This window comes from Streptomyces sp. E11-3, from assembly GCF_046540415.1.
Classification (GTDB): domain Bacteria; phylum Actinomycetota; class Actinomycetes; order Streptomycetales; family Streptomycetaceae; genus Streptomyces.
The window spans coordinates 292251-314032 of sequence record NZ_JAZGRL010000003.1 but is presented as its reverse complement, the minus strand read 5'-3'; the positions used below and the strand labels follow the sequence as shown (position 1 = coordinate 314032).

General features: G+C 70.4%; 14 protein-coding genes. 5 read left to right on the top strand and 9 right to left on the bottom strand.

The window, feature by feature from the left end:
* Positions 1-5: 5 nt before the first annotated feature.
* On the bottom strand, positions 6-2609 hold the full coding sequence (locus U9R90_RS30995; RefSeq protein WP_411060241.1) for a bifunctional FO biosynthesis protein CofGH: 2604 nt from the start codon (positions 2607-2609) through the stop codon (positions 6-8).
* 115 nt (positions 2610-2724) lie between these two features.
* Positions 2725-3567, bottom strand: coding sequence for an LLM class F420-dependent oxidoreductase (locus U9R90_RS30990; protein WP_411060239.1), 843 nt, complete (start codon positions 3565-3567; stop codon positions 2725-2727).
* Between the two features lie 152 nt (positions 3568-3719).
* Between U9R90_RS30990 and U9R90_RS30985 the strand changes: the two genes are divergently transcribed.
* Together U9R90_RS30985 and U9R90_RS30980 are read left to right on the top strand one after the other, a co-directional pair.
* Positions 3720-5282, top strand: coding sequence for a CehA/McbA family metallohydrolase (locus U9R90_RS30985; protein WP_411060237.1), 1563 nt, complete (start codon positions 3720-3722; stop codon positions 5280-5282).
* A gap of 264 nt (positions 5283-5546) precedes the next feature.
* Positions 5547-8843 carry a S8 family peptidase gene (locus U9R90_RS30980; RefSeq protein ID WP_411060966.1) on the top strand — a complete coding sequence of 1099 codons (3297 nt, stop codon included), beginning with the start codon at positions 5547-5549 and terminating at the stop codon, positions 8841-8843.
* 303 nt (positions 8844-9146) lie between these two features.
* On the opposite strand, the gene U9R90_RS30975 is transcribed toward U9R90_RS30980, so the two are convergent.
* From U9R90_RS30975 to U9R90_RS30945, 7 genes are all read right to left on the bottom strand, one after another.
* A complete protein-coding gene (locus tag U9R90_RS30975) occupies positions 9147-9941 on the bottom strand; it encodes a polysaccharide deacetylase family protein (protein WP_411060235.1) in 795 nt (264 codons plus the stop codon).
* Between the two features lie 132 nt (positions 9942-10073).
* The gene (locus tag U9R90_RS30970; protein WP_411060234.1) at positions 10074-11555 is read right to left on the bottom strand and encodes an aldehyde dehydrogenase family protein; all 1482 of its coding nucleotides are present in this window, start codon (positions 11553-11555) and stop codon (positions 10074-10076) included.
* Positions 11552-13297: an N-acyl-D-amino-acid deacylase family protein gene (locus tag U9R90_RS30965; protein WP_411060232.1), complete on the bottom strand. Its 1746-nt coding sequence runs from the start codon at positions 13295-13297 to the stop codon at positions 11552-11554. The genes U9R90_RS30970 and U9R90_RS30965 overlap by 4 nt, the downstream gene beginning before the upstream one ends.
* Positions 13298-13546: 249 nt before the next feature.
* Positions 13547-14671: an LLM class flavin-dependent oxidoreductase gene (locus U9R90_RS30960; protein WP_411060231.1), complete on the bottom strand. Its 1125-nt coding sequence runs from the start codon at positions 14669-14671 to the stop codon at positions 13547-13549.
* A 107-nt stretch (positions 14672-14778) separates the two neighbouring features.
* The gene (locus U9R90_RS30955) at positions 14779-15576 is read right to left on the bottom strand and encodes an SDR family NAD(P)-dependent oxidoreductase (RefSeq protein WP_411060229.1); all 798 of its coding nucleotides are present in this window, start codon (positions 15574-15576) and stop codon (positions 14779-14781) included.
* Positions 15577-15602: 26 nt separating this feature from the next.
* Positions 15603-16556 (bottom strand): LLM class F420-dependent oxidoreductase, encoded by a 954-nt coding sequence (locus U9R90_RS30950; RefSeq protein WP_411060227.1) that lies wholly within the window; start codon positions 16554-16556, stop codon positions 15603-15605.
* 69 nt (positions 16557-16625) lie between these two features.
* The gene (locus U9R90_RS30945) at positions 16626-17852 is read right to left on the bottom strand and encodes an amidohydrolase family protein (RefSeq protein WP_411060225.1); all 1227 of its coding nucleotides are present in this window, start codon (positions 17850-17852) and stop codon (positions 16626-16628) included.
* A gap of 291 nt (positions 17853-18143) precedes the next feature.
* Between U9R90_RS30945 and U9R90_RS30940 the strand changes: the two genes are divergently transcribed.
* The 3 genes from U9R90_RS30940 to U9R90_RS30930 all read left to right on the top strand — a co-directional run bounded on the left by U9R90_RS30940 (position 18144) and on the right by U9R90_RS30930 (position 21743).
* Positions 18144-21083: a BTAD domain-containing putative transcriptional regulator gene (locus U9R90_RS30940; RefSeq protein WP_411060224.1), complete on the top strand. Its 2940-nt coding sequence runs from the start codon at positions 18144-18146 to the stop codon at positions 21081-21083.
* Positions 21084-21280: 197 nt separating this feature from the next.
* Positions 21281-21448, top strand: a complete 168-nt coding sequence (locus tag U9R90_RS30935; RefSeq protein ID WP_411060222.1) for a hypothetical protein — start codon at positions 21281-21283, stop codon at positions 21446-21448.
* Positions 21449-21617: 169 nt separating this feature from the next.
* A complete protein-coding gene (locus U9R90_RS30930; RefSeq protein WP_411060220.1) occupies positions 21618-21743 on the top strand; it encodes a hypothetical protein in 126 nt (41 codons plus the stop codon).
* Positions 21744-21782 lie beyond the last annotated feature (39 nt).

The window sequence follows — 21782 nt, the reverse complement described above, 5'->3', positions numbered from 1 at the left end:
GTCCCCTATTCCAGGACCGGGAGGAGTTCCGGCAGGTGGCCGTCCGACGCCCTCGCCGCACGCTGGCGTTCCTCGGGGACCTCGCCGTACAGCGTCGTGCGCGGCCTGGCCGGGCGGCCCGCCGCGTCCGCGATGGCGACCAGGTCCTTGACCGAGCGGTACGAGCCGTAACTCGACCCGGCCATCCGGGAGATGGTCTCCTCCATCAGCGTGCCGCCCAGGTCGTTGGCGCCCGAGCGCAGCATCTCCGCCGCGCCCTCCGTGCCCAGCTTCACCCAGCTGGTCTGGATGTTGGGGATGTGGGGGTGGAGGAGCAGGCGGGCCATGGCGACCACCGCGCGGTTGTCGCGCGTTGTGGGTCCTGGCCGGGCGATTCCGGCCAGGTAGACCGGGGCGTTGGTGTGGATGAAGGGGAGCGTGACGAACTCCGTGAAGCCGTCCACGTCTTTGGACAACGCATCCCGCTGGATCGCGGCCAGGGTGCGGAAGTGGCCGAGCCAGTGGCGGGGCTGGTCCACGTGGCCGTACATCATCGTGGAGGAGGAGCGGATGCCCAGCTCGTGGGCGGTCTTGACGACCTCGATCCAGGTGGCGGTCGGCAGTTTGCCCTTGGTCAGGACCCAGCGCACCTCGTCGTCGAGGATCTCGGCGGCCGTGCCGGGGATGGAGTCGAGTCCCGCCTCCTTGGCCGCGGTGAGCCACTCACGGATCGAAAGCCCGGTCCTGGTCGCGCCGTTGACGACCTCCATCGGCGAGAAGGCGTGGACGTGCATACCGGGGACGCGCTTCTTCACGGCGCGGGCGATGTCGAAGTACGCCGTGCCCGGCAGGTCGGGGTGGATGCCGCCCTGCATGCACACCTCGATCGCACCCACCTCCCACGCCTGCTGGGCGCGGTCGGCGACCTGGTCGAGGGAGAGGGTGTACGCGTCGGCGTCCGTGCGGCGCTGGGCGAAGGCGCAGAAGCGGCAGCCGGTGTAGCAGACGTTGGTGAAGTTGATGTTCCGCGTCACGATGTAGGTGACGTCGTCGCCCACGACTGACTTGCGGAGGTCGTCGGCGATCCGGCAGAGCGCGTCGAGCGCCGGGCCGTCCGCGTGCAGCAGGGCCAGCGCCTCGTCGTCGGTGAGGCGGGTGGGGTCGTCGGCGGCCTGGCGCAGAGCGCTCCGTACGTCGCCGTCGATACGCGAGGGGACCATGCCGGGGGCCGCCTGCTCGCGCAGGGCCTCCCAGTCGCCGTACACCTCGTCGAAGTCGTCGCGGCGGTCCGAGGTGCGTCCTGTGGTGTCGATGGTGTGGTGCAGGTCGGTGCGGCCGGCGGAGGTCGCGGTGAAGCCCTCGTCGGGCTCCTGCCAGGGCAGGCCCTGGGGCCGCACATCGCGCGCCAGGCCCGTCTCCGGGTCGGCGAGTGCGTTCACGTGCGGCAGCAGACGCGGGTCGAGCCAGGGCTCGCCGCGCTGGACGAACTCCGGGTAGACACAGAGGCGCTCGGAGAGGCGGAAGCCCGCGGCCGCGGAGCGCTCGGCGAGTTCGTCCAGCTGGGGCCAGGGCTTCTCGGGGTTCACATGGTCCGGGGTGAGAGGCGAGACTCCGCCCCAGTCGTCGATCCCGGCGCCGATGAGCCGCTCGTACTCGCCGTCGACGAGGTTGGGCGGGGCCTGCAGGCAGCCGGACGGGCCCATGATGTGCCGGGCGACGGCGACCGTGGCGACCAGGTCGTCCAGCTCGGCGTCCGGCATCCCGCGCATCGCCGTGTCCGGCTTGGCGCGGAAGTTCTGGATGATCAGCTCCTGGATGCCGTGGTACGAGCGGGCGACCCGGCGCAGCGCGAACAGCGAGTCGGCGCGCTCCTCGTACGTCTCGCCGATCCCGATCAGCAGTCCGCTGGTGAAGGGGACGGACGAGCGCCCGGCGTCCTCCAGTACGCGCAGCCGGACCGCGGGCTCCTTGTCGGGCGAGCCGTAGTGCGGCCCGCCCGGCTCGCTCCACAGCCGTGTCGCCGTGGTCTCCAGCATCATCCCCATGGACGGCGCGACCGGCTTGAGCCGTTGGAAGTCGGTCCAGGACATCACCCCGGGGTTGAGGTGCGGCAGCAGCCCCGTCTCCTCCAGGATGCGGATCGCCATCGCCCGCACATACGTGATCGTGTCGTCGTACCCCTCGGCCTCCAGCCACTCACGCGCCTCGGGCCAGCGGTCCTCCGGCTTGTCGCCGAGGGTGATCAGCGCTTCCTTGCAACCCAGTTCGGCGCCGCGCCGGGCGATGTCCAGCACCTCGTCGGGGGACATGAACATCCCGTGTCCCGCGCGCCGCAGCTTCCCCGGCACGGTGGCGAACGTGCAGTAGTGGCACTTGTCCCGGCAGAGCCGGGTGAGCGGAATGAACACGCTCTTCGAGTACGTGATGACCCCCGGCCGCCCGGCGGCCTCAAGCCCCGCGTCCCGCACCCGCGCGGCCGAAGCGGCCAGGTCCGTGAGGTCGTCCCCCCGCGCCTGGAGCAGTACGGCCGCCTCGGAGACATCGAGCGCGACCCCGTCCCGCGCACGCTTGAGGGCACGCCGCATGGCGTTCTCGGTAGGCCTCGGTCGTACGGGCTGCTGATCCGTCATGAACCGAGCATACGAGCGGCCACTGACAGTGTCTGCGGGGCGTTACGTGCCGATGATCACTCGGACTCGGGGAATTACCGACCGCTGGGCGCGCGGAAACGCACAGGCACCGGACTCACAGGTACTGGCTGTACTCGTCCAGCGTCCGCAGGACCTCCGCCTCGTCCCCGGGCGGCAGTTGCAGAACCACCTCCGGTACGCCCAGCTCCGCGTAGTGGGCCAGTTTGCCGGGGCTGGGGCGTACCGCGTACGGGACGATCTCGGGGATGCCATCGCGGCCCGCCGCCGCCCAGGCCTCGCGCAGGACCGGCACGGTCTCGGTGAGGCCGCGGCCGCCGATGGGAAGCCAGCCGTCGGCGTACTCCGCGATGTGGGCGAACAGAAGAGGGCCCGCGCCGCCGCCGATCAGGGTGCGGGGGCCGACGACCGGGCCGCGGGGCCCGCGTACCGGCTTGGGGTGGGCATGGCTGGCGCTGACCGAGCAGAACTCGCCTTTGTGCGCGGTGGGCTCGGCTGACCACAGGGCGCGCATCAGGGCCATGCGGTCGCGTACGAGCGCGCGGCGGGTGTGCCAGTCGACGCCGTGGTCGGCGGCTTCCTCGACGTTCCAGCCGAAGCCGAGGCCCAGCGTGAAGCGGCCGCCGGAAAGATGGTCCAGCGTCGCGGCCTGCTTGGCCAGGACGATCGGGTCGTGCTGGGCGAGCAGGGTGATGCCGGTGCCGACGGAGAGCGTGGTGGTCACCGCGGCGGCCTGGCCCAGGGCCACGAAGGGGTCCAGGGTGCGGCCGTACTCGCGCGGGAGTTCGCCGCCCATCGGGGCCGGGGTCTGCCGGCTCACCGGGATGTGGGTGTGCTCGGGCAGGTAGAGCCCGGCGAAGCCGCGCTGCTCCAGCTCGCGCGCGAGCCGTACCGGCGTGATCGTCTCGTCCGTCAGGAAGATCGTGGTCGCGAAGCGCATACGGGAGGCCTCCGGGGTCGATGCTGGCTGGAACAGTTCGCCACGCGGTGGAAAGCTGTCAACAGCCTTCCCTTCGGGAAGGGTTCAGGGCTCAATACCAGGGTTGTCACGTATCACCACTGTCCCTTCCGACACCCTGGGGAGCCGACGGCATGTGCGAGGAACACGGCACGGAAAGCGGCGCGCAACACCACCCGAACAGACGCGCACTCCTCGTGACGGGAGCCGCTGCCGCCCTTACGTTGAACAGTGTGAGCTTCGCCGGCGCCGACGAGCGCGAACCCGCGGGCAGCCAGGGTGACACAAGCGGCCGGGAGAGCAGGACCGTGCGGGGCACCCTGCCCACCGGGTCGCCCGACTATGTGTACCTGCCCGTCGAAGTGCCGTACGGCGTACGGCAGATCGACGTCTCGTACACGTACGAGCGGCCGCGGACGCCGCCCGGCACCCAGGGCAACGCCCTGGACATCGGCATCTTCGACGAGCGCGGCACCCAGCTCGGCGGCAAGGGCTTCCGCGGCTGGTCGGGCGGCGCGCGCAGCGAGTTCTTCCTGCGCGCCGACGACGCGACGCCCGGCTATATCCCGGGCCCCATCCGCCGCGGCACCTGGAACATCGCCCTGGGCCCCTACACGGTCGCGCCCGACGGACTCGCGTACGAGGTGACCATCACCCTCACGTACGGAAAGCCGGACGCCGCCCCGAAGCCCGTCTATCCGCCCGAGCGCGCCAAGGGGCGCGGCCGCGCCTGGTACCGCGGCGACTGCCATCTGCACTCGGTCTACTCGGACGGCCGCCGCACCACCGCCGAGATCGCCTCGCTCGCCCGCGCCGCGGGCCTGGACTTCATCAACACCTCCGAGCACAACACGCATGCCGCGCACGCCGCGTGGGCCGAGCTCGCGGGCGACGACCTGCTGATCCTGCTCGGTGAGGAGGTCACCACGCGCAACGGCCACATCGTCGCCCTCGGCACCGACCCCGGCACCTTCGTGGACTGGCGCTACCGCGCCCGCGACAACCGCTTCGGCCACTACGCCCGCAAGATCCGCTCCAGCGGGGGTCTGGTGGTGCCCGCCCATCCGCACGCCACCTGCATCGGCTGCAACTGGAAGTTCGGCTTCGGCGACGCGGACGCGGTCGAGGTGTGGAACGGCCCGTACACCCCGGACGACGAGGTGTCGCTCGCGGAGTGGGACAACACGCTGGTGTCGGGGGCGCGTTCGGGCAAGGCGGCGGGCTCCTGGATTCCGGCCATGGGCAACAGCGACGCCCACCGCGACCCCGACCCGGTCGGCACCCCGCAGACCGTCGTACTCGCCGACGACCTGACCCGTGAGGCGATCCTGGCCGGGATCAGGGCGGGCCGCAGCTATGTCGCCGAGTCGTCGCAGGTGACCCTCGCCTTCACCGCGGCCGGCAGCCGCGGGCAGCACGCGGGTATCGGCGGGCGGCTGGCCGTGGGTCCCGACGAGTCGGTCACCGTACGGCTTGAGACGCAGGGCGCGCCCGGCTGCACGGTCCACTTCGTCACCGACCAGGGCCGGCTCTTCACGACCACGCTCGACGCGGACGGGTCGGGTACGGCCGAGTGGCGCACCACGGCCGCGTACGCCGCGTACGTACGGGCCGAGGTCCGCCACCCACCGGTCGTGCCGGGCCTGCCGGGGCCGCTGGCGGCCTTTACCAACCCGGTGTTCCTCGGCCGGCGCTGAGAGTCTGTTTCCGAACCCCGCCTCAACCCCGCCTGAACCCCGCCTGAACCCCGCTGACCCGGGATTTCCGGCCACTCTCGGCGCCCGCGGTGAACCAACTGCCCCCTGCCACCGTCCTCCTGCGCAGGGGGTAGGCATGTACACGCCTTGACCATCCCCCTGACGTGAACCACTCATCTCCAGGGGGAGATCGTGCGCAGACAAGTGAAAAGAGCGTGCGCGTCCACCATCGCCGCGGCGGCCGCCGTGGCTCTGACGGCGGGTATGACCACCCCGGCGTTGGCCAAGGCGGACCGCACGGCGGCGGGCCAGACGGCCGGCGGTGCCGCGCTCGCGGGCAAGCAGCGCGTCGTACTGATCACCGGTGACCGGGTCGTCGTGGACGCCAAGGGCAAGCCGGTCGCCTTCGAGCGGGCCAAGGGCCGTGCCCACATACCGATCCGGGTGCAGCGCGCCAAGGACCGCACCCTGGTCATCCCCGCCGACGCCCAGCGGCTCATCGCCTCCGGCAAGCTGGACAAGCGGCTCTTCGACCTCACCGAGCTGACCAGGGCCGCCAAGAGCCGCGGGTCCCAGTCGTCCCAGGAGCAGGTCGACCTGAGGGTCATCGTCGGCTACAAGGGCGCCAAGGGGCCCGTCGCGGCGGCGAAGGCGCGAGTGCGCGCCGCGGGCGACACCGAGGTCACCAAGACCCTCAAGACCCTGAACGCCGAGGCCGTCACGGCTCCCGAGGACGACTCGGCCGAGCTGTGGGACGCGCTCACCAGCGAGCAGCGCGGCTCCGAGACGCGTACCACCGCCTCCGGGGTGCGGCAGGTCTGGCTGGACGGCGTCCGCAAGGCCAGCCTCGACAAGAGCACCAAGCAGATCGGCGCGGACAAGGCCTGGGCGGCCGGGTACGACGGCAAGGGCGTCAAGATCGCCGTACTGGACACGGGCGTCGACCAGACCCACCCGGACCTCAAGGAACAGGAGATCGGGGAGAAGAACTTCACCGGCTCCAAGGACGCCGTTGACCGCGTCGGACACGGTACGCACGTGGCCTCGACCGCCGCGGGCACGGGCGCCAAGTCGGGCGGCGCGTACAAGGGCGTCGCACCGGGCGCGAAGATCCTCGACGGCAAGGTCCTGGACGACGGCGGCTTCGGCGACGACTCCGGCATCCTCGCCGGCATGGAGTGGGCCGTCGCCCAGGGGGCCGACATCGTGAACCTCAGCCTGGGCGGCTGGGACACCCCGGAGGTCGACCCGCTGGAGGCGGCCGTCAACAAGTTCTCCAAGGAGAACGGCGTCCTGTTCGCCATCGCGGCGGGCAACGACGGAGCGCCCGGCACGGTCGGCTCGCCGGGCAGCGCGGACGAGGCCCTGACCGTGGGAGCCGTGGACGACAAGAACAAACTGGCCGACTTCTCCAGCCAGGGCCCGCGGATCGGCGACGGCGCCATCAAGCCGGATGTCACCGCACCCGGCGTGGACACCACCGCCGCCGCGGCCCCGGGCAGCGAGATCGAGCGCGAGGTGGGCCAGAAGCCGGACGGCTACCTGAGCATCTCCGGTACGTCGATGGCGACCCCGCATGTCGCGGGCGCCGCCGCCCTGCTCAAGCAGCAGCACCCCGACTGGGCGCAGCCCGAACTGAAGGGCGCGCTCACCGCGTCCACCAAGCCCGGCAAGTACACGCCCTTCGAGCAGGGTTCGGGACGCATCGCCGTCGACAAGGCGCTGAAGCAGACCGTGATCGCCGAGCCGGTGTCGCTGTCCTTCGGCGTCCAGCAGTGGCCGCACACCGACGACAAGCCGGTCACCAAGAAGGTCACGTACAAGAACCTCGGTGACAAGGACGTCACCCTGGACTTGGCGGTCACCGCGACCGGCCCGAAGGGCAAGCCCGCACCGAAGGGCTTCTTCACGCTCGGCGCCAGGAAGCTGACGGTCCCGGCGGGCGGCACCGCGGCCGCCGACCTGACTGCCAACACCCGCCTCGGCGGCAAAGCCGACGGCCTGTACTCGGCGTACGTGGTGGCGACCGGGGGCGGCCAGAGCGTCCGCACGGCGGCCGCGGTGGACCGTGAGATCGAGTCGTACGACGTGACGCTGCGGCACATCGGGCGCGACGGCAAGGCGTCCACGTCGTACGCCACCGAGCTGCTGGGTCTGTCGGGGCTGGCCAAGGAGACGTGGGTGACCACCGCCGACAAGCCCGGCGCGGTCAAGATTCGCCTCCCCAAGGGCGGTTATCTCGTCGACACGGGGATCACCGTGGACCCCGAGGACTTCGCCAAGGGCTTCGACTGGATCGCCCAGCCCAGGCTGAACGTCACCAAGAACACCAAGCTCACCCTCGACGCCCGTACCACCAAGCCGGTGAACATCACCGTGCCCGCCAAGGGCGCGAAGAGCGAACTCGCGGCACCGTCCTACTCGCTGGAGACCAAGGACAGCGACTACAGCTTCGGCGTCGCGGCCGACTCGTACGACAACCTCCGCACCGCACACCGCGGTCCGAAGATCACCGACGGCTCGCTGTACCAGCAGTGGCAGAGCATCTTCACCAAGGGCAAGAAGACCGAGTACAACACCACGCTCGGCAAGAAGGTGCAGCGGCTCGCGACCGGCTACACCAAGCGCTTCAAGGCGAACGAGCTGGCGAAGGTGAAGGTCGGCCTGGGCGCCTCCGCCCCCGGCAAGAAGGCCTTCGTCATGGCCTACGGGAATCTGCCGGGCGCCGGTGGCGGCTGGTCGATGAGCATCCCGCAGAAGGCGCCGGGCACCCGCACCCTGTATCTGTCCACCGCAGCCAAGGTGAACTGGGACCTGGACTTCGAGCAGATCGGCGGCGAGGACGAGGACGGCTTCCCGCTGAGTGACGCGGCCTACGCGCTCGCCGCGGGGAAGACCTTCAAGGGCGGCAAGACCTACAAGGAGACGGCCAACACCGGAGTCTTCGGTCCCGTCCTGAACACCGGCTTCGGTGTCTTCCGCGACGGCAACGAGATCAGGGGCGAGCTGCCGGTCTTCGCCGACGGCAAGGGCCACGCGGGCTACTCGCTCTACAAGTCGGTCAAGACCCGCCTCTACCGCAACGGCAAGAAGATCGGCGAGAACGACGACCCGCTGACCGGGCAGTCCTTCAAGGTCCCGGCCAAGTCGGCGAAGTACCGCCTGACCACGTCCGTCAAGCGGGACCTCACGACCGGTCGGGCCACGAGCCGGATCGACGCGAGCTGGACCTTCACCTCCAAGAAGGCCAACGACGCACGACTGCCGGTCTCCACGGTCCGCTTCGCGCCGAAGCTCGCCCTGGACAGCACGGCCGCCGCGGGCAAGCGGATGGCCGTTCCGGTGTCCGTGCAGGGCGCGGCGAAGGGCAAGAACCTCAAGTCGCTGGCCGTGTCGGTCTCGTACGACGGAAAGAAGTGGAAGAAGGTCACCGTCCGCAAGGGAATGATCTTCGTGAAGAACCCGGCGAAGGGCAAGAGCATCTCGCTGCGCGCCACCGTCGTGGACAAGAAGGGCAACAAGTCGAGCGTGTCGGTCCGCGACGCGTACTTCGGCAAGTAACACCTGCCAGGTAGGCACCTGTAGGACCTGACCGGTGTGGTACCTGACCGGCCTGCCGGAGCGTGACGCTCCGGCNGCTTCCCTGGAGATCCTGCGCGGGCCACTCCCGGACAGGAGGCACACCGGGACAGCTCTCCTCGACAACTCCCTCGATCATTCCCCCACGCTCACCCCGCCCCGGCCCCCGCAGCACCCGTAGCTACGCCGAACGGACCACGCCGCCTTCGTCGCCGGAGTGAAGGCCGGGGAGTTCGGGGAGTTCGGGAATTCGGCGAGTTCGGGAGTTCAGGAGTTCGGACAGGCTCAGGGCTTGTAGACCTTGCCCGGTTCCGGCTTCGCGGGGGCCAGGAGGTCCGTCACCGTGACGAAGGTGTAGCCCTGCTTCTTCAGCTCGGTGATGATGCCGGGGACCGCGGGGACGGTGCCCTTGTAGATGTCGTGCAGGAGGATGATGCCGTCGCGGCCCGCCTGGTCCAGGGTGCGCTTCTGGATCAGGGCGGAGTCGTTCGTCTTGTAGTCCTTCGCCGTGGTGGACCACATCACCTGCGAGAGGCCGAGCTCCTTGCAGACCTTCTCGACCTTGTCGTCGGTACGGCCCTGCGGCGGGCGCATCAGGGTCGGCTTGACGCCGGTGAGGCGCTCCACCTCGTCCTGGGTACGGGAGAGCTCCCGGCGCACCTCGTCCTCGGAGACGTCGGGGAGGCGGGGGTGCGTCCAGGTGTGGTTGGCGAGCTCGTGGCCCTCGTCCGCGTCCGCGATGGCGCGCACGGTGTCGGGGTAGCGCTCGATGTGCTTCTTGCCGAGGAGGAAGAAGGTCGCGGGGACCTTCTCCTTCTTGAGGGTTTCCAGGAGCTGGGGGGTCTTGGGGCCCGGGCCGCCGTCGAAGGTCAGCGCGATGCACTTGGCCTTGTCGCAGTCCACGGCCCCGGCGGTGACCTTGGTCCCGTCGTCCGCCTTGCCTCGGGCGTCGGACGGCGTGGTGGAGTCGTAGCCCGCGCAGCCGCTCAGCAGCAGCGCGGCGAGGGCCGCGCCGCCTGCGAGCGCGGCCGTCCTCCCCCGTACAGCGGTCTTCTTTATTCGCAGCGTGGTCAGCGCCATGGGTCGGGCGTCCCCGTTTCATCCGGTGTCGTGCGGCTGGTGCGCCACCGGATGTCCCCCACGGATGGTCCCGCGTCCCGGTGGCCGTGGATGTCCACAGGACACCCACAGGTCACCCGGAACCGTACTACTTTACGTAGTCCATATGATCGACTGGAGTTCGCTGTACGCGTGCAGGGCGTACGAGCCGCAGTCACGGCCGACCCCGCTCCGCTTGAAGCCGCCGAACGGGGCCTCCATGTTCCGGCCGATCGTGTTGACGCCGACCCCGCCGGCGCGGAGCCGCCGCGCGACCCGGAAGGCGCGGGCCACGTCGCCGGACCAGACGTAGTTGAGGAGGCCGTAGTCGGAGTCGTTGGCGAGCGACACCGCTTCCTCCTCGTCGCCGTCGAAGGGGACGACCACGACGACCGGGCCGAAGATCTCCTCCCGGACCACCCGCATGTCGTGGGTGCAGTCGGCGAGGAGGGTCGGGGCGACGTAGAAGCCGCGGGGGAAGGGTGGGCGATCGCCGCCCACCACCAGCCGCGCGCCTTCCTTCCGCCCCAGGTCGATGTACGACTCGACGCGGTCCCGGTGCGCGGCCGAGATAACCGGGCCGACCACCGTGCCCTGCTCCCTCGGGTCCCCCACCTTCATGAAGGCTAGGTACTCGGTGAGCTTGGCGAGCAGCTGGTCGTAGCTGCCGCGCTGGGCCAGTACGCGGGTCGGGGCCGTGCAGATCTGGCCGCTGTAGAAGGCGAAGGTGGTGCCGATGCCCATGACCGCCGCGTCCAGGTCGGCGTCGTCGAAGACGATCGCCGCGCCCTTGCCGCCCAGCTCCATCAGCTGCCGTTTCATGCCGCGCCCGCACACCTCGGCGATCTGCTGCCCGACCGCCGTGGAGCCGGTGAAGCTGACCATGTCGACGTCCGGGGAGTCCACGGCCGCCTCGCCGACCTCGGGGCGCGCCCCGGACACCACGTTCACCACACCCGGCGGCGCCCCGGCCTCCGCCAGCGCCTCCGTGAGCGCCGCCGCCATCCGGTACACCGACAGCGGGTCCTGCGGCGCGGGCTTCACGACCACGGTGTTACCCATGGCCAGCGCGGGCGCGACCTTGCCCGCGGGGTTCGCCCAAGGGTTGTTGTACGAGGTGACGCAGGTGACGACGCCGACCGGCTGACGTACGGCCAGCGCACCGAACGCGCCTGCCTTGCCCATCGGCCCGGCCTCGTTGACCTGGGGTGGATGGGCGGATTCGACCGGTTCAAGGGCCCCCCTCGCATAGCGCCTGAAGCGGGACACCCCCACCGCGACCTGCATGCCGCGGGCGGTCCCGGTGGTGGCGCCGGTCTCGGCCTGGGCCAGTTCGACGTTGGCCGCCGTGTCGCGCTGCATGAGGTCGGCGGCCCGGTCGAGGATCGCGGCGCGCTCTTCGGGCCGGGTACGCGACCAGGGCCCGAACGCCTCGCGGGCGGCGGCGGCAGCGGCGTACACCTGCTCGCGGGTGGCCTCGGGGGCGAGTCCGACGACGCTCTCGGTCGCGGGGTCGAGCACCTCGTAGTGCCCGGCGTCGGGTTCGACCCACTCGCCGCCGATCAGCAGCCGCTGAGCGCCCTGGGCATCGGTCACCTCGTGCTCACCGTCCTGGTGTCCTGGCCGGAGCGCAGCACCTTCCCCGGTACCGCGCCCGTCACCACGTCCTCGCGGATGGACTCCACGCCGTTCACCCAGACCGCGTTGATCCCGATCGCCTTCGAGTCGAGCCGCGGGCTGTCGCCCGGCAGGTCGTGGACGAGGGTCGCCTTGCCCGCGTCGATCTTCTCCGGGTCGAAGAGGACGAGGTCCGCGTGGTAGCCCTCGGCGATCCGGCCGCGCTCGCGCAGGCCGAAGAGCTGCGCCGGGTCGTCCGTGAGCATCTTGATCGCCTGCTCCAGGGAGACGAGCTTGCGGCCGCGCAGGCAGTCGCCGATGAAGCGCGTGGTGTACGGGGCGCCGCACATCCGGTCCAGGTGGGCGCCCGCGTCGGAGCCGCCGAGCAGGACGTCCTCGTGCTCCCAGGTCTGGCGGCGCAGCTCCCACGAGTCGGGGTCGTTGTCGGTGGGCATCGGCCACAGGACCGTACGCAGGTCGTCGTTGGCGCAGATCTCGACCAGGCAGTGGAACGGGTCCTGGCCGCGTTCGGCGGCGATGTCGCGTACGACGCGGCCGGTGAGGCCCTTGTTCTCGTCGGAGTACGTGTCGCCGATGACGTACCGGCCGAAGTGCGCGAGGCGGCGGAAGACCCCGGCCTCCCTGGAGTCGGCGCGGCGGAGCATCTCGGCCCGTACGTCCGGGTCGCGGAGCCCCGCGATCCGCTCGGGGACGGGGAGTGCGAGGATCTCGCCCCAGCCGGGGATGAGGTTGAGCGCGCAGAACGTGCCGAGCGACATGTTCATGGGCGTGAGGATGGGCATGGTGAGGGCGACGATGCGGCCGCCTGCCTTGCGGGCGCGTTCGCTGGGGATCAGCTGGCGGGGTACGCGCTCGGGGACGGCGGCGTCGATGGTGAGGACGTTCCAGTTGAGGGGGCGGCCGGCTGCCGCGGACATCTCCACGAAGAGGTCGATCTCGTCGTCGCTGAACTGGTCGAGGCAGCCCGCGACGATCGCTTCGAGCTGGGTGCCCTCGTGTTCGGCCACGGCTCGGGCGAGGGCGAGGAGTTCGTCCGGGCCCGCGTGACGGGACGCTACGGGCCGGCCGTCGCCGTCGGAGTGGGTGGATGACTGGGTGGTGGACAGGCCCCAGGCTCCGGCGTCCATGGCGTCGTGGAACAGGCGGAGCATGTCGTCGAGTTGGGCCGGGGTGGGCTGGGCGCCGCCTGTCGCGCCGGGGCCCATGACGTGCCGTCGTAGCGCGCAATGGCCCACCATGAAACCGGCGTTGACCGCGATACGGCCTTCCAGGGCGTCCAGGTACTCGCCGAAGGTGTGCCAGTTCCAGGGGGCGCCCTCTTCGAGCGCGACCAGGGACATGCCCTCGACCTTCGACATCATCCGCCGGGTGTAGTCGGCGTCTTCGGGGCGGTCGGGGTTGAGCGGGGCGAGCGTGAAGCCGCAGTTGCCGCCGGCGACGGTGGTGACGCCGTGGTTGAGGGACGGGGTGGCGTACGGGTCCCAGAAGAGTTGGGCGTCGTAGTGGGTGTGCGGGTCCACGAAGCCGGGGGTGAGGATGTGGCCGGTGGCGTCCTCGGTGGTGGCGGCGTCCTCGGCCACGGTGCCGCCCGGCTCGGCGATCACGGCGATCCGGCCGTCCTTGATGCCCACGTCGGCGACGTATCCGGGGGCACCGGTGCCGTCCACGACGGTCGCTCCGCGGATGAGGTGGTCAAGCATGCGAGTTCCCTTCGGGTGCGGGTCCCGTAACTGGGGCTCCGCCCCAGACCCCGGTCCTCAANGCCCCCACCCCGCCCCTTCCCGAAAGGCCTCGCCGGCCGGGCTCACAAATTGGCCTCAAACGTCGGCCGGGCTGGGATATCGCCCTTCGGGCTCGTCCTCAATCGCCGGACGGGCTGAAAATTCAGCCCGTCCGGCGATTGAGGACTTCGGGAAGGGGCGGGGTGGGGTGAAAACTCTCGGCCAGCCCTACGCGCCCGCGCCCTGCCGGAACCGCGTAGTCCGATGCACCGGATCCGTGTCGATCTTCGGGATCACGTGTTCGCCGATCAGCTTGATCGACTGGAGCGTGTCCTCCCGCGAGATCCCGATCGGCAGCCCGAAGGACAGCTGATCGGCCCCCGCCTGCTCCCACCGCTTGCACTGCCGCAGCACCTCGTCCGGGTCCCCGCAGATCAGCAGCTCCTCGGCGATCAGCAGCTCGATGATCTCCTCGTTGAACTCCGGCAGGGTCTCCGGCCAGACGGGGAAGCCCTCCGGCCGCGGGAAGGTGTCGTGGTAGCGGAAGACCAGCGACTGGAGGTAGTGGAGCCCGCCGCCCGCCGCGATCCGTACCGCCTCCTCGTGCGTCGGCGCGCAGATCGCCGTCGACGTCACCATGACGTTGTCGTTGACGAAGTCACCGACCGGCTCGGCGTCCGTGATGGCCGTCTTGTACTGCTCGAGCACCCACTCCATGTCGGAGACCTTCTGGACGCTGAAGCCCAGCACTCCGAGCCCCTTGCGCGCGGCCATGGCGTACGACGGCGGGGACCCGGCGGCGTACCACATGGCCGGGTGGGACTTCCCGTACGGCTTGGGGAAGATCTTGCGCGGCGGGAGCTGCCAGTGCTTGCCCTGGAATCCGGGGTACTCCTCCTGGAGCCACATCTTGGGGAACTCCGCGATGGTCTCCTCCCAGATCTCCTTGGTGTAGTTCATATCGGTGACACCCGGTATGAACCCCAGGATCTCGTGCGAGCCCGCCCCGCGCCCGGAGCCGAACTCATGGCGCCCCTCGGAGAGATGGTCGAGCATGGCGACCTTCTCGGCGACCTTCACGGGGTGGTTGACCTGCGCCAGGGGGTTGAAGATGCCGGAGCCGAGATGGATGCGCTCGGTGGCGTGGGCGAGGTAGCCGAGGAACACCTCGTTCGCGGAGAGGTGCGAGTACTCCTCCAGGAAGTGGTGCTCGGAGGCCCAGGCGTACTTGAACCCCGACTTGTCCGCCTGGATGACGTACTCGGTCTCCTCCATCAGCGCCTTGTGCTCGGCGAGCGGGTCGGTCTCGGCGCGCTTGCCCACGTATCCCTGTACAAAGAGCCCGAATTCCAAGGAGGTTCACCGTCCTCTTTCATGCCTCTTCATTTCTGACGTACCGTCAGATTTGGATGTCGTCGACTGTTCCACCGTCGGCGTGACTCGTCAATACTGACGATGCGTCAGATAACGCTGACCCCGGCCAGCCACCCGCCGTCGATCACGAACGGCTGCCCCGTGATGTACGAGGAGTCCGCACCGGTGAGGAAGAGCGCCAGGTCCGCCACCTCGCGCGGCTGCCCGACCCGCCCCAGCGGCACGAGCTTTCGGTAGAGCTCGTCCAGGGCCGCCGAGGTCTCGGCGGAGTCGGCCTCGGGGTCGAGTTGCGAGGGGTTGGACATGGGGGTGTCGATCGCGCCGGGGCACATCGCGTTGACCCGGATGCCGCTCGGCGCGAGCTCCATCGCCGCGACCCGGGTCAGCCCGAGGATCGCGTGCTTGGTCGCCGCGTACGTCCCGACGGCGGCCATCCCGGTCATCGCGGTGTACGAGGCGGTGTTCACGATCGTCCCGCCGCCCGCCGCGCCGATCTCGCCCGCGACGGCCTTGATGCCGAGGAAGCAGCCCACCTGGTTGACCTGCACCACCTGCATGAACTCGTCCAGCGGGGTGTCCACCAGCGCGTTGAACCGCAGGATCCCGGCGTTGTTCACCAGCCCGTCGACCTTGCCGAAGGCCTCCTTCGCGGCGGCCACGGCGGCGGTCCAGTCGTCCTCGCGGCCGACGTCCAGGTGGACGTATCTGGCCCGGTCCTCGCCCGCCTCCTCGGCTATCTCCTTGGCTACGGCCGCCCCTTGGTCGTCCAGTACGTCCGCGAGGACGACCTTGGCGCCCTCTCCGGCGAAGAGCCGCGCCTCCTGCTCGCCCTGCCCGCGTGCGGCGCCGGTGATGATGACGACGCGCCCGTCCAGCTTGCCCATGCCTGCCCCTTCACATACTCGGCTACTCAGTCGTTGAGGTGCGGCGCGACGTCCGCGCCGAACGCCGTCATCTGGTCGGTGAGTTCGCTCCGGCTCCGGCTGCGGAACCGCACCTGGATCTGGTCCACGCCCATCGCCGCGTACGCCCGCAGCGACTCGGCGAGCGCCTGCGGCTTGCCGCTCAGCGTCCTGCGCCCCACGTCCCAGCCGGGCTCGCCCACGTACAGCGGCTCGGTGATGGCGCCGACGGTGATCGGCTCCGCCACCCCGGCCGCCTCCCGCAGCCGCCTGAGCTTCGCGATCTGCGCGGGCAGCTTGTCGCGTGGATCGCCCTGCGGCAGCCAGCCGTCGCCTCGGGTCGCGGCCCTGCGTACGGCGGCGGGCGACGAGCCGCCCACCCACAGCGGGACCCGCTCCTGGACGGGCCGGGGCTGCTGTCCGAGACCGCTGAACTCATAGCGCTCGCCGTGGTGTTCCGGGTACTCCTCCTGTCCCAGCGCGGCCTTCAGCGCGTCGACCGTCTCGTCGAGCACGGCCCCGCGGCCCGCGAAGTCCGCGCCCACCGCGTCGAACTCCTCCGCCACATGCCCGGCGCCGACGCCGAGGACCAGGCGGCCCCCGCTGAGCCGGTCCAGGGTGGCGTACTGCTTGGCGGTGACCAGCGGATGCCGTAGCCCGACGATGGCGACGTGACTGAGCAGCCGGACCCGTTCGGTGACCGCGGCGAGGAAGGAGAGCGTGGCCACCGGGTCGTACCAGACGGTGCTCATCGCGGCCGCGAGCCGCCTCGGGATCGCCACATGGTCACAGTTGGCGATGTACGCGAACCCGGAGCGGTCCGCGGTCCGCGCGATCTCCACGAGGTCGGCCGGCCCGGCGCCCGCCTCCCACGGCTCCGCGTAGATGCTGCTCTGCGACTGGACGGGGAGCTGCATCCCGTAGACCAGCCGCCCCTGCGGTAGTACGTGCACGTGCACCATGACTGACTCCCCTTGAAGGACTGGCCCCCTTGAAGGACTGACTCCCCTTGAAGGACGATGCGCTGCCGGTCAGGGCGCGGACGGCCCCCACAGCCCGTCCTCCGTCAGCCCCAGCAGATCGATCGCGTTGCGGCGGACGATCCGGTCCACCACATCCGGCGCGAGATGCCCCATCTGGGACTCGCCGACCTCCCGTGACTTCGGCCAGGTCGAGTCGGAGTGCGGGTAGTCGGTCTCGTACAGCACGTTGCCCACCCCGATGGCGTCCAGGTTCCGCAGCCCGAAGGCGTCGTCGAAGAAGCACCCGTACACATGCTCGGCGAAGAGTTCGGACGGCGGCCGGTGCACCTTTTCGGCGACCCCGCCCCACCCGCGGTTCTCCTCCCAGACCACGTCCGCCCGCTCCAGGATGTACGGGATCCACCCGATCTGGCCCTCGGCGTACATGATCTTCAGGTTCGGGAAGCGCTCGAACTTGCCGCTCATCAGCCAGTCGACCATCGAGAAGCAGCAGTTGGCGAAGGTGATCGTGGACCCGACGGCGGGCGGTGCGTCCGCCGATGTGGACGGCATTCTGCTGGAGGACCCGATGTGCATGGCGACGACCGTCCCGGTCTCGTCGCAGGCCTGGAGGAACGGGTCCCAGTCATCGGTATGAATCGACGGCAGTCCGAGGTGCGGCGGAATCTCGGAGAAGGCCACGGCGCGCACACCGCGCGCGGCGTTCCTGCGCACCTCTTCGGCGGCCAGCCGCGCGTCCCACAGGGGGATGAGGGTGAGTGGAACCAGCCGTCCGCGCGCCTGCGGACCGCACCACTCCTCCACCATCCAGTCGTTGTACGCGCGGACCCCCAGCAGGCCCAGCTCGCGGTCCTTGGCCTCGGTGAAGGTCTGGCCGCAGAACCGCGGGAAGGTCGGGAAGCAGACGGCGGACTGGACATGGTTCACGTCCATGTCGGCCAGTCGTTCAGGGACGCTGAACGACCCCGGCCGCATCTGCTCGTACGTGATCACCTCAAGCTTGATCTCGTCCCTGTCGTATCCGACGGCGGTGTCAAGCCGGGTGAGCGGCCGGTGCAGGTCCTCGTAGACCCACCAGTCGCCTATCGGCCCGTCGTCCCCCTTCTGTCCCATCACGGGTGCGAACTTCCCACCCATAAAGGTCATTTCCTTCAGTGGGGCACGGACGACACGAGGACCGATGTCGCGGTACTTCGACGGGAGCCGGTCCTGCCAGACGTTGGGGGGCTCCACCGTGTGGTCGTCCACCGAGATGATCTTCGGGAAGGTCTCCATGCGCACCACGGTAGCGCCGATCTGACGAACCGTCAGCTAGTCGTACGCGGCTTGTCGACGGCTTGCCCGCCGGGGATGTCGGGGGTTGCCCTTGGGTGGACCGTGTGAGAGGTGTCTCCCACGGCTGACGTATCCGCCGCGAACAAGGCAAACTGGCAGCGTCGATTCCAGCGTCGATTCCCACGTTCGACAAGGTCGGCCCGGAAGGCAGCCGGGGCGGGAATATCGGCGGGTCGCCAGGGTTTGCAAGGAACCGTCATGGTTCGTCAGGGGTTCGGCAGGGGGACAAGGATGGACGGTGTACCGCGAGTACCCGAGCAGCGGCGCCCCGAGGCGTCGCAGGCACTGCGGTTCAGTGTGCTCGGACCGGTACGTGCCTGGCGCGGTGGCGAGCCGCTGACCACCGGATCTCCGCAGCAACGTGCCCTGCTCGCGGCACTGCTGCTGCGTGAGGGCCGCACGGCGACCGCCGCCGAGCTGATCGACGCGATCTGGGGCGAGGAACCGCCCTCGCAGGCCCTCGCGGCCGTACGGACCTACGCCTCCCGGCTGCGCAAGGCGCTGTCCCCTGACGTCCTGGCCAGCGAGTCGGGCGGCTACGCGATCCGGCTGCCGGGCGACACGCTCGACCTGGCCGTCGCCGAGGACCTGTGGGCCCAGGCGGAGAAGGCCAGGAGCACGGGCGACCTCTGCCACGCCCGCACCCTGCTCAACGAGACGCTGGACCTGTGGGACGGCGAGCCGCTCGCGAACGTACCGGGCCCCTACGCGGACACCCAGCGCACCCGCCTGGAGGAGTGGCGCCTGCAACTCCTGGAGACCCGCCTGGACATGGACCTGGAGCAGGGCTGCCACGCCGAGTCGGTGTCCGAACTGACCGCACTGACGGCGGCGCACCCCCTGCGCGAACGTCTGCGCGAGCTGCTGATGCTCGCCCTGTACCGCTCCGGTCGCCAGGCGGAAGCCCTCGCCGTGTACGCGGACACCCGCCGTCTGCTCGCGGACGAGCTCGGCGTGGACCCGCGCCCGGGGCTCGCCGAACTCCAGCAGCGCATCCTGCAGGCCGACCCGGCCCTGGCCGAGCCCGCGGCCTCCCCGGCTTCGGCCGCCCCGACCCCGGTACGCCCGGCCCAGCTGCCCGCCACGGTGCCCGACTTCACCGGCCGTGCCTCGTTCGTGGCGGAGCTGGGCGAGGTCCTGTCCTCTGCGGAGGGCCGGGTCATGGCGGTCTCGGCCCTGGCCGGCATCGGCGGCGTCGGCAAGACCACCCTCGCGGTCCACGTCGCCCACGAGGTCCGCCCCCACTTCCCCGACGGCCAGCTCTACGTGGACCTCCAGGGCGCGGGCCCCCGCGTAGCCGAACCGGAGACGGTACTCGGCTCCTTCCTCCGCGCCCTCGGTACCGCCGACTCCGCGATCCCCGACTCCATGGAGGAACGCGCGGCCCTGTACCGCTCCCTCCTGGACGGCCGCCGAGTGCTCGTCCTGCTCGACAACGCCCGCGACGCGGCCCAGGTCAGGCCGCTCCTGCCGGGCACCGCGGGCTGCGCCGCCCTGGTCACCTCGCGCGTACGCATGGTCGACCTGGTCGGCGCCCATCTGGTCGACCTGGATGTGATGTCCCCGGAGGAGGCACTCCAGCTCTTCACCAAGATCGTGGGTGAGGAGCGGGTGGCATCGGAACGCGAGGCAGCGCTCGACGTGGTCGCGGCCTGCGGCTTCCTGCCCCTGGCCATCCGCATCGCGGCCTCCCGCCTGGCGGCCCGCCGCACCTGGACGGTCTCTGTACTGGCCGCGAAGCTGGGCGACGAGCGCCGCCGCCTGGACGAACTCCAGGCGGGCGACCTGGCGGTGAAGGCGACGTTCGAGTTGGGGTACGGGGCGCTGGAGCCGGCGCAGGCGCGGGCGTTCCGGCTGCTGGGGCTCGCCGACAGCCCCCACATCTCGGTGGCCGCGGCCGCCGCGCTCCTGGACCTGCCGGTCGAGGACACCGAGGACCTGCTCGAATCGCTGGTCGACACCTCGCTCCTGGAGTCCGCCGCACCGGGCCGGTACCGCTACCACGACCTCGTACGCCTCTACGCGCGTGCCTGTGCCGAACGCGACGAGCAGCCGCCGAGCGAGCGGACGGCCGCGCTGTCCCGGCTCCTGGACTTCTACCTGGCCACGACGGCACGGGTGTACGCCATCGAGCGCCCCGGCGACCGCCTCGTCGACCACCTGGAACCCACCCAGTTCACCGGCCTGGACTTCACCGACGGCAGCGCGGCCCGCGACTGGCTCTACACCGAGGCCGACTGCCTGCTGGCCTGCGTACGGCAGTCCGCTGGCGACCCCGGCAGCCTCCGGCGCGCGGTCGACCTGCTGTGGGCGGCCAAGGACCTGGCCGAATCGGGCGCCAACTCGCGCCGGTACGAGACGACGGCCGTCGCGGTACGGGATGCGGCACAGACCGCGGGCGACGTGCACGCCGAAGGCCGGGCCCGTACGACCCTCACCAACGTGCTGCTGGTGTCCGGACGCATCACGGACGCGGACGAGGAGGCCCGGCTGGCGATGCTGCTCGCCGAGTCCACCGACGACACCGCCGCGGTGTGCTGGGTGGCCAACGACCGCGGCATCATCTCCCTGCACCAGAGCCGGTTCGCCGACGGCGAGGGCTTCTTCAACAAGGCCATAGAAAGCTCCCGCGCGGCAGGCAACCGCCCCAGCGAGGCCACGGCCCTGTGCAACCTCTCGCGGGCGCACCTGGGGTTGGGGCGGACCACTACGGCGGTGAAGATCGCTCAGCAGGGCATCGACATCTATGACGAGATGGGCCCGACCCTGCGCGCGGCGAACGGCCACTACTCGCTCGGTATCGCACTGACCAGGGCAGGCCGCCTGACCGACGCCTTGCGCCAACTCTCGGACGCCCTCAACATCTTCACCGACCACCGGCAGCAGCTCTGGGAGGGAACCACCCACTTCCGCATCGCCGAGGTCCATCTCGCCGCCCGCCGCCACCTGCAGGCGGCCCAGCACGCCGAACAGGCCCTCGCGCTACGGTGCATCGGCGGCGACCGGATGCGTGGCAACGTGCTGACCCTGCTGGGCAAGGCGCTGTCGGGGCTTGGCCAACTCGACCGGGCGAAGGTCTGCTGGGAAGAAGCGCTCGCCCTGTACGAGCAGTGCGGCGCCGAGGAGGCGGACGAGATTCGCGGGCTGCTCGTTCCCGCCACGGCCGCTTAGTCCGGGCGTTCATCATTCGTTTATCGCCGCACGGCACTCTCTTACTTAGTCGAACCGTCGCATCGGGGGGCAGACGGTCTGGCGAGGAGCCGAACCGCTAGGGTGAACGGCTCCGAGCGCCCGTCCGGCGGCCCTCGGGGGAGTTGCCGGACGGGCGTTCCCACCTCGATTCACCACTCAACAGGGGAGCTCACACCATGAGCGAGCAGAAGAAGACGAAGACGCAGAAGCCCACGGATGTCACGACGCAGGACAACCACATGCCCAGCGAGCCCGTGGACATCACCACGCAGGACAACCAGCTGCCCAGCGAGCCGAAGACGGACGACCCGATCCTGAAGCCGCAGGACAACCACATGCCGTAACCAGGCATCCAGAGACCAACACCGACGGGGGTCGGGGGGGGGGGGGGGGGGGGGGGGGGGGGGGGCGGGGGGGGGGCCCCCCCGCGCCCGACGCATGTCCGCAGGAGGTTCGGGCCAATGCCGCAAGCGCCCCTGTGGGCCAGGAAGCCCCTCCTCAACAGGAGTTGGAATGGCCCGCACCAAGAAGGCCTTCGTCACGCTTGCCATCGCGGTCGCCACTGCGGTCGGCACGGCCGCCCCGGCCATGGCTGACAACCACATCCCTGTCGCGCCGCTCGACAACCACATCCCCTGATCCGCCGGCAGCGAGGCATGGGGACCGGACCTCTCGCTC

What these genes read in the sequence shown, in the direction of transcription:
- U9R90_RS30965 (WP_411060232.1), bottom strand. Translation starts at nt 13,297, where the DNA reads ATGCTTGACCACCTCATCCGCGGAGCGACCGTCGTGGACGGCACCGGT.
- U9R90_RS30930 (WP_411060220.1), top strand. Translation starts at nt 21,618, where the DNA reads ATGGCCCGCACCAAGAAGGCCTTCGTCACGCTTGCCATCGCGGTCGCC.
- U9R90_RS30950 (WP_411060227.1), bottom strand. Translation starts at nt 16,556, where the DNA reads ATGGTGCACGTGCACGTACTACCGCAGGGGCGGCTGGTCTACGGGATG.
- U9R90_RS30935 (WP_411060222.1), top strand. Translation starts at nt 21,281, where the DNA reads ATGAGCGAGCAGAAGAAGACGAAGACGCAGAAGCCCACGGATGTCACG.
- U9R90_RS30985 (WP_411060237.1), top strand. Translation starts at nt 3,720, where the DNA reads ATGTGCGAGGAACACGGCACGGAAAGCGGCGCGCAACACCACCCGAAC.
- U9R90_RS30990 (WP_411060239.1), bottom strand. Translation starts at nt 3,567, where the DNA reads ATGCGCTTCGCGACCACGATCTTCCTGACGGACGAGACGATCACGCCG.
- U9R90_RS30995 (WP_411060241.1), bottom strand. Translation starts at nt 2,609, where the DNA reads ATGACGGATCAGCAGCCCGTACGACCGAGGCCTACCGAGAACGCCATG.
- U9R90_RS30940 (WP_411060224.1), top strand. Translation starts at nt 18,144, where the DNA reads ATGGACGGTGTACCGCGAGTACCCGAGCAGCGGCGCCCCGAGGCGTCG.
- U9R90_RS30945 (WP_411060225.1), bottom strand. Translation starts at nt 17,852, where the DNA reads ATGGAGACCTTCCCGAAGATCATCTCGGTGGACGACCACACGGTGGAG.
- U9R90_RS30955 (WP_411060229.1), bottom strand. Translation starts at nt 15,576, where the DNA reads ATGGGCAAGCTGGACGGGCGCGTCGTCATCATCACCGGCGCCGCACGC.
- U9R90_RS30975 (WP_411060235.1), bottom strand. Translation starts at nt 9,941, where the DNA reads ATGGCGCTGACCACGCTGCGAATAAAGAAGACCGCTGTACGGGGGAGG.
- U9R90_RS30980 (WP_411060966.1), top strand. Translation starts at nt 5,547, where the DNA reads ATGACCACCCCGGCGTTGGCCAAGGCGGACCGCACGGCGGCGGGCCAG.